General features: G+C 63.4%; 10 protein-coding genes. All 10 read left to right on the forward strand.

The window, feature by feature from the left end; translation table 11 throughout:
- Positions 1 to 78 precede the first annotated feature (78 nt).
- Positions 79 to 1,740 (forward strand): GMC family oxidoreductase, encoded by a 1,662-nt coding sequence (locus INS93_RS24145; protein ID WP_420707359.1) that lies wholly within the window; start codon positions 79 to 81, stop codon positions 1,738 to 1,740.
- Positions 1,741 to 1,820: 80 nt separating this feature from the next.
- Positions 1,821 to 2,756, forward strand: a complete 936-nt coding sequence (locus tag INS93_RS24150; RefSeq protein ID WP_192985803.1) for an autotransporter outer membrane beta-barrel domain-containing protein — start codon at positions 1,821 to 1,823, stop codon at positions 2,754 to 2,756.
- A gap of 178 nt (positions 2,757 to 2,934) precedes the next feature.
- Positions 2,935 to 4,030, forward strand: a protein-coding gene (gene prfB / locus INS93_RS24155; RefSeq protein WP_160017340.1) for a peptide chain release factor 2 whose coding sequence is annotated in 2 segments (ribosomal slippage) — positions 2,935 to 3,006 and positions 3,008 to 4,030 — 1,095 coding nt in all. Because the reading frame shifts where the segments join, the coding sequence is not laid out codon by codon here.
- 80 nt (positions 4,031 to 4,110) lie between these two features.
- The gene (lysS, locus tag INS93_RS24160; protein WP_160017341.1) at positions 4,111 to 5,613 is read left to right on the forward strand and encodes a lysine--tRNA ligase; all 1,503 of its coding nucleotides are present in this window, start codon (positions 4,111 to 4,113) and stop codon (positions 5,611 to 5,613) included.
- Positions 5,614 to 5,778: 165 nt separating this feature from the next.
- A complete protein-coding gene (locus INS93_RS24165; RefSeq protein ID WP_192985804.1) occupies positions 5,779 to 6,492 on the forward strand; it encodes a TetR/AcrR family transcriptional regulator in 714 nt (237 codons plus the stop codon).
- 43 nt (positions 6,493 to 6,535) lie between these two features.
- Complete coding sequence (locus INS93_RS24170) at positions 6,536 to 7,087, forward strand: hypothetical protein (protein WP_160017343.1); 552 nt, start codon at positions 6,536 to 6,538, stop codon at positions 7,085 to 7,087.
- Between the two features lie 8 nt (positions 7,088 to 7,095).
- A complete protein-coding gene (locus INS93_RS24175; RefSeq protein WP_160017344.1) occupies positions 7,096 to 8,385 on the forward strand; it encodes a flavohemoglobin expression-modulating QEGLA motif protein in 1,290 nt (429 codons plus the stop codon).
- A 90-nt stretch (positions 8,386 to 8,475) separates the two neighbouring features.
- Complete coding sequence (locus INS93_RS24180) at positions 8,476 to 9,222, forward strand: TIGR00266 family protein (protein ID WP_192985805.1); 747 nt, start codon at positions 8,476 to 8,478, stop codon at positions 9,220 to 9,222.
- A complete protein-coding gene (locus INS93_RS24185; RefSeq protein WP_226945722.1) occupies positions 9,173 to 10,105 on the forward strand; it encodes an alpha/beta hydrolase in 933 nt (310 codons plus the stop codon). The genes INS93_RS24180 and INS93_RS24185 overlap by 50 nt, the downstream gene beginning before the upstream one ends.
- Positions 10,102 to 10,425 (forward strand): hypothetical protein, encoded by a 324-nt coding sequence (locus INS93_RS24190; RefSeq protein ID WP_192985806.1) that lies wholly within the window; start codon positions 10,102 to 10,104, stop codon positions 10,423 to 10,425. Before INS93_RS24185 ends, INS93_RS24190 begins: the two co-directional genes overlap by 4 nt.
- The last annotated feature ends 234 nt before the right edge of the window (positions 10,426 to 10,659 follow it).

Genomic DNA, 10,659 nt, shown 5'->3' on the forward strand with positions numbered 1-10,659 from the left:
ACCAAAAGATCATTCATCCTCGCCCCTGGCTTGTTTTAGGCTGTTGGCCAACGACAAGAACGACACGCGAGGATGCTTATGTCGCAACTGCCACTGGAAGAATACGACTACCTGATCGTTGGCGCCGGCCCAGCCGGTTGCCTGCTGGCCAATCGGCTTTCTGCAGACCCTGGCGTCAGCGTGCTGCTGATCGAGGCGGGCGGGCGCGACAACTATCCCTGGATTCATATCCCGGTCGGCTACCTCTACTGCATCGGCAATCCGCGTACCGACTGGTGTTACAACACCGAGGCCGATCCCGGCCTGCACGGCCGCTCGCTGAAATACCCGCGTGGCCGCGTGCTCGGTGGCAGCTCCTCGATCAACGGCATGATCTACATGCGTGGCCAGGCTGCGGACTACGATGGCTGGGCTGCGGCGGGCAATCCCGGTTGGACCTGGCGTGATGTGTTGCCGCTGTTCAAACGGTCGGAGAATCATTTTGCCGGCACCAGCGAATGGCACGGTGGCGACGGCGAATGGCGGGTCGAGCGCCAGCGTCTGTCGTGGGAGATTCTCGAAGCCTTCCGTGATGCAGCGGCGCAGAGTGGTATTGCCAGCGTCGAAGATTTCAACGGCGGGGACAACGAAGGCTGCAGCTATTTTCAGGTCAACCAGAAACGCGGTGTGCGCTGGAATGCCTCCAAGGCCTTTCTGCGCGATATTCGCCAGCGCCCCAATCTGCAGGTGCTGACCGGCGCCGAAGCTGAACGGCTGGAGCTGGAGGGCGGTCGCGCCCGTGCGCTGCATCTGCGCAGCCAGGGGCGGGCGCTGCGGGTGGCGGCACGTCGCGAGATCATCCTTTGTGCTGGCGCCATCGGTTCACCGGCCTTGCTGCAGCGTTCTGGCATCGGCCCACGGCCGCTGCTCGAACGCCTGGGCATCGGCGTGCACCATGAGCTACCAGGCGTCGGTGAGAACCTGCAGGATCACCTGCAACTGCGTTTGATCTATCGAGTCGAGGGCGTGAAGACGCTCAACCGCATCGTGGCTACGCCCTGGGGCAAGCTGGGAATGGGGCTGGAGTACCTGTTCAAGCGCAGCGGGCCACTGTCCATGGCGCCCAGCCAGCTAGGCGCCTTCGCCAAGTCCGACCCCGGCCAGGCGCGCGCCAACCTGCAGTATCACGTGCAGCCATTGTCGCTGGAGCGTTTTGGCGAACCCTTGCATGACTTCCCGGCTTTTACCGCCTCGGTGTGTAACCTGCGCCCGCATAGCCGTGGCAGCGTCCAGATCGCCTCGGCCGATGCTAGCGTCGCCCCGCTTATCCGCCCCAATTACCTGAGTGACGAGCGAGATCTACAGGTGGCTGCAGACGCCATTCGCCTGACCCGGCGCATCGTCGCCGCGCCCGCCCTGGCCGGCTACCGGCCCGAGGAATACAAGCCGGGGCCGCAGTACCAGAGCGAGGAAGACCTGCAGCGCGCAGCGGGCGAGATCGGCACTACCATCTTCCACCCGGTCGGCACCTGCGCCATGGGACAGGGCCGTGAAGCGGTGGTCGATGCGCGTCTGCGCGTGCATGGTATCGCCGGTTTACGTGTGGTCGACGCGTCGATCATGCCGAGCATCACCTCGGGCAATACCTGCTCGCCGGTACTGATGATCGCGGAAAAGGCCGCGCAGATGATCGCCGCCGATGCGCGAGCGGCGATAAGCATGCTGCCGCAGCGTGAGCCTGGTTGCGGGGTGAGCGCGTGACCGCTCGATCCGAAGTGCCCTGGTGGGCGAGGCTGACGGTGTGCTCTGGTAGCATTGGGCGTCGATGAATGGAGGCGAACATGGCTCTGCGTGTAGCGCTGATCGGGTTGGGCTTGCTTCAGGTCGCCATGAGCGTTGTAGCTGGCGATCTGGCGTTGGACCAGCGCGCCTTGCTCCTGGAGGACAGCCGGTTGCCGCGTGAGGCGGCCCTGGATCGTCTTCAGCAGGTGCGCTTCGCCTTTCGCGAGGCGGCGCCTGAGGCCGGCGAGTGGCCGCTGTGGTCGCGCACCTATGGCATCCAGGGGAGCTGGGACGACGCCGGCCTCGAGCGCCGCGGCGAGGGGCTGCTGATGGGGATGGATCGTGCGCTGGGCGGACAGTGGATCGGCGGTGTACTGGGTGGCGTGACGCGTGCCCGGCTGGATCATGATCAGGGGCATGGCCGCACCGATAGTCATTACCTTGGGGTCTACGCCGCGACCCGGGTCTACAACCAGCTGGGGTTTCGGCTCGGGTTGCTGCACGGCTGGCATGAGCTGGATCGGCGTGATAACGCGCGCAGTTGGCAGCTGTTTGGCGAAAGCAGTTACGCCATGGACTATCGCGATTTCACCTTGGAGCCATTTGCCGGCCTGGCGTTAGTGCATCTGGATGCCGACGCCCGGCGTTTCGACGGACTGCGCCTGGCGGCAGCGCACGAGCAGGGTGGTTACCTGACGCTTGGCTGGCGCCTGGCCGCGCCCTGGTACTGGCAACAGCGCAAGTGGGTAGGGCGTGCCAGTCTGGCGCTGCGGCAGAACCTGGGCAGCGACCGCTTGCGTGACGAGGCGGTCGACGGCCAGGGCGCACTCCAGCAGATGCACAGTCGTGAGTTCGAGCGCAGCAGCCTGCGTCTTGACCTGAGCCTGGATCATGAACTCAGCCGCAGTCTCTACCTGGGCCTGACCTATGCGGGCCATTACGCCGAAGACGCGCGCGACAACGCCTTGGCAGCGCGTCTGAGCCTGAAGTTCTGAGCGCGCTCCGCCGGTCAGTCAGCGGGCTGCCAGGGGGCTTCGAGTCGGGTATACTCGCCGGCTTTTCAGAAACTTTGCGGTCACGGCTCTTGTCGTGCTCGGCCAGGGCAGCGCGTTAGCCGCTCGGGCGAGCCGGATTGAGCCTTTTCGCGTCTTTTGCCCGAGAGCGCCGACTACCATGGAAATCAATCCGATCCTCAACGCCATCAAGGACCTGTCCGAGCGAACCCAGTCAATTCGGGGGTATCTTTGACTACGATCACAAGCATGATCGTCTGGTCGAAGTAAACCGCGAGCTGGAAGACGCCAGCGTCTGGAACAAGCCCGAGTACGCGCAAGCCCTGGGCCGCGAGCGCGCCATGCTGGCTCAGATCGTCGAAACCATCGACGATCTCACCGGCAGCCTGACTGATTCCAAAGATCTGCTGGAAATGGCCGCTGAAGAAAACGACGAAGGCGCCGTGAACGACATCGCCGCCGAAGTCGAACGCCTGCGCGAAATCCTCGAGAAGCTTGAATTCCGCCGCATGTTCAGCGGCGAGATGGACCCGAACAACTGCTACCTGGATATCCAGGCCGGTTCCGGCGGCACCGAGGCCCAGGACTGGGCCAACATCCTGCTGCGCATGTACCTGCGCTGGGCCGACAAGCGTGGCTTCGACGCCACCATCATCGAGCTGTCCGAGGGTGAAGTCGCCGGTATCAAGGGCGCCACCGTGCACATCAAGGGCGAATATGCCTTCGGCTGGCTGCGCACCGAGATCGGCGTGCACCGCCTGGTGCGCAAGAGCCCGTTCGACTCCGGCGCCCGTCGCCACACCTCGTTCTCGGCAGTGTTCGTATCGCCCGAGATCGATGACAAGGTCGAGATCGACATCAACCCGTCCGATCTGCGCATCGACACCTACCGCTCCTCCGGTGCCGGTGGTCAGCACGTCAACACCACCGACTCGGCGGTGCGTATCACCCACGTGCCGACCAACACCGTGGTGGCTTGCCAGAACGAACGTTCCCAGCACGCCAACAAGGACACCGCCATGAAGATGCTGCGGGCCAAGTTGTACGAGCTGGAAATGCAAAAGCGCAACGCTGCTTCGCAGGCGCTGGAGGACAGCAAGTCCGATATCGGCTGGGGTCATCAGATCCGTTCCTACGTGCTCGATGACTCGCGCATCAAGGACCTGCGTACCGGCGTCGAGCGTAGCGACTGCCAGAAAGTCCTCGATGGCGACCTCGACGGCTACCTCGAGGCCAGCCTCAAGCAGGGCCTCTAAGCCCAGCAACCCATCCGTGGGCGCCGGCTAGCCGGCGCCTGCTCAAATCTTGTACGACACGCCAGGCAGATAAAGCGACCATGAGCGACCAACAACTCGACCAGAACGAACTGCAACAGGAAGAAAACAAGCTGATTGCCCAGCGCAAGGAAAAGCTTGCTGCCGTCCGTGAGCAGGGCATTGCCTTCCCCAACGATTTCCGCCGCGACCGCCTGTGCGCCGACCTGCAGAAACAGTACGAGGGTAAGAGCAAGGAAGAGCTGGAAGCCGCAGCCATCCCGGTCAAGGTGGCCGGGCGCATCATGCTCAACCGTGGCGCCTTCATGGTCATCCAGGATACGTCCGGGCGCCTGCAGGTCTACGTCAACCGCAAGACCCTGCCGGCCGAGCAGCTGGAAGCGGTCAAGCACTTCGACCTGGGCGACATCATCGCTGCCGAGGGTACCCTGGCCCGCTCGGGCAAGGGCGACCTGTACGTCGACATGCAGAACGTGCGCCTGCTGACCAAGTCGCTGCGCCCGCTGCCGGACAAGCACCATGGCCTGACCGACACCGAGCAGCGCTACCGCCAGCGCTACGTCGACCTGATCGTCAACGAGGAAGTGCGCCACACCTTCCGTGTGCGCTCGCAGGTGATCGCGCATATCCGTCGCTTCCTCAACGAGCGTGGTTTCCTCGAAGTGGAAACCCCGATGCTGCAGACCATCCCCGGCGGCGCCGCGGCCAAGCCGTTCGAGACCCACCACAACGCGCTGGACATGGCCATGTTCCTGCGTATCGCCCCGGAGCTGTACCTCAAGCGTCTGGTGGTCGGCGGCTTCGAGAAAGTCTTCGAGATCAACCGCAACTTCCGTAACGAAGGCGTCTCGACCCGGCACAACCCCGAGTTCACCATGCTCGAGTTCTACCAGGCCTACGCCGATTACCGCGACAACATGGACCTCACCGAGGAGCTGTTCCGCGAGCTGGCCCTGGCCGTGCTGGGCAGCACCGACGTGCCGTATGGCGACAAGGTATTCCACTTCGGCGAGCCGTTCGTGCGCCTGTCGGTGTACGACTCCATCCTCAAGTACAACCCGGAGATCACCGAGGCTGACCTGGGCGACGTCGAGAAGGCCCGCGCCATCGCCAAGAAGGCCGGCGCCAAGGTGCTTGGCCACGAAGGCCTGGGCAAGCTGCAGGTGATGATTTTCGAAGAGCTGGTGGAGAGCAAGCTGGAGCAGCCGCACTTCATCACCGAGTATCCGTTCGAAGTGTCGCCGCTGGCGCGTCGCAACGACGACAATCCCAACGTCACCGACCGCTTCGAGCTGTTCATCGGTGGTCGTGAGATCGCCAACGCATACTCCGAGCTCAATGACGCCGAAGATCAGGCCGAGCGCTTCCTCGCCCAGGTGGCCGAGAAGGACGCCGGTGACGATGAAGCCATGCACTACGACGCCGACTTCGTCCGCGCCCTGGAGTACGGCATGCCGCCGACGGCCGGTGAAGGCATCGGCATCGACCGCCTGGTGATGCTGCTGACCAACTCACCGTCGATCCGCGACGTCATCCTGTTCCCGCACATGCGTCCGCAGGCTTGATGCCAGACAGAAAGCCGCCTTCGGGCGGCTTTTTGCTACTTGTCTTTGCACTTTTCACGGCGATTTCACCGGTCGCCCGGGCTGTAAGCGAAACGGAGCCTTTTGCTTGCCTGTCCAAGCCATTACTCTCCCTGTCATAACCAGAACCCAGAGGGTCGACCCACCTTGAGCCCCGTGCCCGCGTCCCCGAATGCCACCCAGGCAGCCAATGCCGTCGCCGAAAGCGTCCAGTACCAGGGCCGCAAGGCCAGTCGCCAGGGCAGTGAGCAGCGCCGCCAGGCGATTCTCGATGCCGCCATGCGCATCATCGTGCGCGATGGCGTGCGCGCCGTGCGCCATCGTGCGGTGGCGGCCGAGGCGCAGGTACCCTTGTCGGCCACGACCTACTATTTCAAGGACATCGATGACCTGATCACCGATACCTTCGCCCAGTTTGTCGAGCGCAGCGCTGCGCAGATGGCGGCCTTCTGGGCCAGCACTCAGGGTGCGTTGGAGGAGATGGTCGGGCGCCTGGATGGCAGCGAGCAGGCGCGTCGGCAACTGGCCGACGAGATCGCCGCTCTGGCGGTGCAGTACGTGCAGCGTCAGTTGCGTGAGCGTCGTGATCACCTGATCGCCGAGCAGGCGTTCCAGCAGGAGGCCTTGCTCAATCCACGCCTGCGCGAGCTGGTGCGAGCCCACCGGCAGATCCTGCAGCAGGGTGTCACCCACTTCTTCGAGGTACTGGGCTCGCGCCAGCCCGAACAGGATGCCGTGCTGTTGACGGCCGCCATCGTGCGGATGGAGTATCAGGGCCTGCTAGACGGTGTAGAGCACCTGGACAGCCAAGGAATGCTGGCCATCCTTAAACGCTACATGAACCTGGTTCTGGGGTTGTAAACCGTCGATCATCAGGTCGAACGGCCTTCACAAGGAGAGCGAAATGAAAGCCTGGCGCGCATTGGTCGCCCTGTCCTTCCTGCTGTTGAGTGGTTGCCTGGTCACCTTCAAGGACCCGATTCCGGCCAACGAGGCTGCGCCCATACCACTGCTGGGCGAATGGACCCGGCAGGACGAGTGGGGCGATCAGCTGTTTCTGGAGATCACCCGTGCCGGCTCCAACCTCTACCTGGCGCGTATCTACGAAGGCAGCGCGGACAACGAAAGCAGCTTCGAGGAGTTCGGTTTCACCGTCGCTCATCATGGCCGCCGCTGGTACCTCTCGGCGGGCCTGCCGAAGAGCCTGGGCGCCAACTTCGCCATTGCCGGTTTCGAGTTGACCAGGGACAACGAGCTGGTGCTGTACAACCTCGACACCGACCGCATTCTCCAGGATATGGAAAAGGGCCTGCTGGAAGGGCAGACCGTCTCCATGCCCGAAGCTGACGGTGCATTGATCACCAGCCCGCTGGACAAGGTGTTCGCCTACCTCGACGACCCGGCCAATGCCGACCTGTTCGTCGAGGTGGCGCGCTATCAGCGGGCCGCCGAGTAGGAACTGCAATGAACAGCCAGCAAAAACTGGACGACTACCAACTCTGTATTCGTGCCCTCAGTGACCGCATCGTCGACGCGCAAACGCCCATCCGCATACTCGATGCGGTGAAGTGGGACGACGGCATCCGTGACGGCTTTCTCAAGGCCAAGGGCAAGCAGCTGCCAGCCGTGGATCGCGACTACTACCTGAGTCGGCCGCTGGCCTTCGATGCCACCGCGAAGAAGCAGGAATTTCAGAACATCGAGCGCGATATCACCCGCCAGCTCGGCCAGTTCAACCCGGTCGGGCAGATCATGCGACGCATGTGCAAGGAATACCGCATGGTCATCCGCATGCTCGAGGCGCGTGGCACCGAGGACTTCGGCCTGATCAGCCAGGAACTGTATGGCGCTGCCTCCGACGCCTTCCATGCTGGCGATCCGACCTTGGCCGACCTCGGCCTGATGCTCTCGGACTACCTCAACAACATCGCCGCGCGTGGTGATCTGGAAGACGAGGCCAAGACCCTCGGGGCCAGTGATGCGGTGAATATTCTGCAGCAGCGCCTGGCCGGGGTGTTCGGCGACGACACCATTCGCGTGTTCGAGTCCGACGGTATCCTTGCCGATGCTGCCGCCGGCGCCGACTACATCAAGATCCGCAGCGATGCGCGCTTCAACGAGCGCGACGTCAAGGCGCTGGAGGTGCATGAAGGGCTGGTGCACGTTGGCACCACGCTCAACGGCCTCAACCAGCCGATCTGCACCTTCCTGGCCAAGGGCCCGCCCTCATCGACGGTGACCCAGGAGGGCCTGGCAATTCTCATGGAGGTGATCGCCTTCGCCTCCTACCCCACGCGTTTGCGCAAGCTGACCAACCGCACCCGCGCCATCCACATGGCCGAGGAGGGCGCAGATTTTCTCGAGGTGTTCGAGTTCTTCCGCGAGCAGGGTTATGGCCTGGAAGGCGGCTACAGCAATGCCAGCCGGGTGTTTCGCGGCTCGCTGCCGACGGGGCTGCCGTTCACCAAGGATCTGTCCTACCTGAAGGGCTTCATCCTCATCTACAACTACATCCAGCTGGCGGTGCGCAAAGGCAAGCTGGAGCAGATTCCGTTGCTGTTCTGCGGCAAGACCACCCTGGAAGACATGCGCACCCTGCGCAAACTGGTGGACGAGGGCCTGGTGCAGCCGCCCAAGTACCTGCCGCCGCAGTTCCAGGACATGAACGCACTATCGGCCTGGATGTGCTTCTCCAACTTCCTCAACCATTTGAGCCTGGATCGCATCGAAGCGGACTACGCCAATATCCTCTGAATCACACCGTACCTAGGGTGCGCCGTACGCATCGCTGCCGCAGCGCATCGCCAGGCATACACCGTCGTGGCCCACCCCGGAGACCCGCAAGTGCCCAGCCATCAACTCGAATACGAAATCCTCGGCGCTTCGGCGCAATCGGTGGAGATCATCCTCGACCCTGGCGAGACGGTAATTGCCGAGGCCGGTGCGATGAACTACATGACCGACGGCGTGCGCTTCGAAACGCGCATGGGTGACGGTTCGTCCAGCGGTCTGCTGGGCAAGCTGTGGAGCGTCGGCAAGCGCATGCTCACCGGCGAGTCGCTGTTCATGACCCACTTCAGCAATGGCGGGAAAACCCAGGCGCGGGTCGCCTTCGCCGCGCCGTATCCGGGCACTGTGGTGCCCATCGACCTGGCGAAGGTCGGCGGCCGGCTGATTTGCCAGAAGGACGCTTTCCTCTGTGCCGCACATGGCACCCGCATCGGTATCAGCTTCGCCAAGCGCCTGGGGGCCGGCTTCTTCGGTGGCGAGGGCTTCATCCTGCAGAAGCTCGAAGGCGATGGCCTGGCCTTCGTGCATGCCGGTGGCACGGTGATCCGCAAGGAGCTGAACAATGAAACCCTGCGCCTGGACACCGGCTGCCTGGTGGCTTTCAGTAGCGGCATCGACTACGACATCGCCCTGGCCGGAGGCCTCAGAAGCATGTTGTTCGGCGGCGAAGGCATCTTGCTGACCACGCTCAAAGGCACCGGTACGGTATGGATCCAGAGTCTGCCGTTCTCGCGTCTGGCTGAACGTGTCTATGCCGCGACCGTTCAGGCGCGCGAAGAGGTGCGCGCCGGTGGCAAGTAGCCTGCGAGCACTGGCCTTGCTGCTGGCCAGCCTGTGCTTGGCCGGTTGCAGCGGCCTGTTGTTCTACCCGGAACCTGGCCTGCCCATCACTCCGGCTCGCGCCGGCCTGGAATACCGCGATATCGAACTGCGCGCCGCCGATGGCACGCGCCTGCATGCCTGGTGGCTGCCGGCCAAGGCCGGGGTGAAGGTCAAGGGAACGGTGCTGCATCTGCATGGCAATGGCGGCAATCTGGCCTGGCACCTGGGTGGCGTTCACTGGCTGCCGGAACAGGGCTATCAGGTGCTGATGCTGGATTATCGCGGCTACGGGCTGTCCGCAGGCAAGCCGCGACTGCCGGAGGTCTATCAGGACATCGATGCGGCCTTCGCCTGGCTCGAACAGGCGCCGCAGGTGCAGGGCTTGCCGCTGTTGGTGCTGGGGCAGAGCCTCGGTGGCGCATTGGCCGTGCACTACCTGGCCGAGCATCCCGAGCGTCGCTCAGGCGTGCAGGCCATGGCGCTCGATGGTGTGCCAGCCAGTTATCGCGACGTGGCCCGGCATGCCCTGAGCACCTCCTGGCTGACCTGGCCGCTGCAGGTGCCGCTGTCCTGGTTGGTGCCGGATGGTGACAGCGCGATTCACCGCATCGATCGACTCGCCGGCTTGCCGCTGCTGATCTATCACAGTGTTGACGATACGATCGTGCCGCTTTCCAATGGCCAGCGTTTGTATCAAGCTGCGCGCCCGCCACGCGCCTTTCAGGCGACCGGTGGGCTGCACGTGCAAACCTTTGCCGAGCCCGCCTGGCGCCAGTCGCTGCTGGCGTTCTTCAGCGCGCCGCAGGCTTTTGTCGAACGCCAGGGGCCGGCTACCGAATCCGCAACAGAGAGTCCGCAATGACCGAACGTAATCCCATTCCCCTTATCCTCACGGGTGTCGCCAGCATCGTCGGCACCATCGGCGTGCTCTGGTACTACGGCTACGTGCATTTCGCCAAACCGGAAGATGCGCTGCTGCTGTCCGATTTCACCATGCTCAAGACCGTACCGGGTGAGGATTACAAGGTCTCGCTGAAACCGGCCAACCAGGTGGCGCAGTGCATCGATGGCGTGCTGGTGTTGTTCGATCTGCAGCAGAAGGGGCTGACCGGTGTGCTGGTGGACAACAAGAAGCAGGCTGTGCGCTGCATCGGCCAGGAAACTCCGGCGCTGGAGCAGTAAGGTCCGGCGCTAAAAAGAAGGTTCTTCGCATAGTTTGGGGAAAGTGCGGGTTGACACACCGGACTGGCAAGTTTGTGTGCGTCTTGCTTGCTGACTTAGCACTATCTATTACCGCGTGCGCTGAGCGTTTGGGTTGCGCCCCTTACGGGCGCCACACCTTTCCTGCCCGCCCTAGACAGGTGTGCCAAAGACGGGCACCCCGACATCCGGGTTTCGCTGCGCGAAACTTGACTC

The organism is Pseudomonas sp. EggHat1 (genome assembly GCF_014892995.1).
In the GTDB taxonomy this organism is placed as follows: Bacteria; Pseudomonadota; Gammaproteobacteria; order Pseudomonadales; family Pseudomonadaceae; genus Aquipseudomonas; species Aquipseudomonas chaetocerotis.

Coding starts and splice junctions, on each gene's coding strand:
- INS93_RS24170 (WP_160017343.1), top strand. CDS start 6,536: ATGAAAGCCTGGCGCGCATTGGTCGCCCTGTCCTTCCTGCTGTTGAGT.
- INS93_RS24150 (WP_192985803.1), top strand. CDS start 1,821: ATGGCTCTGCGTGTAGCGCTGATCGGGTTGGGCTTGCTTCAGGTCGCC.
- INS93_RS24190 (WP_192985806.1), top strand. CDS start 10,102: ATGACCGAACGTAATCCCATTCCCCTTATCCTCACGGGTGTCGCCAGC.
- INS93_RS24175 (WP_160017344.1), top strand. CDS start 7,096: ATGAACAGCCAGCAAAAACTGGACGACTACCAACTCTGTATTCGTGCC.
- lysS (WP_160017341.1), top strand. CDS start 4,111: ATGAGCGACCAACAACTCGACCAGAACGAACTGCAACAGGAAGAAAAC.
- INS93_RS24185 (WP_226945722.1), top strand. CDS start 9,173: ATGCCGCGACCGTTCAGGCGCGCGAAGAGGTGCGCGCCGGTGGCAAGT.
- INS93_RS24145 (WP_420707359.1), top strand. CDS start 79: ATGTCGCAACTGCCACTGGAAGAATACGACTACCTGATCGTTGGCGCC.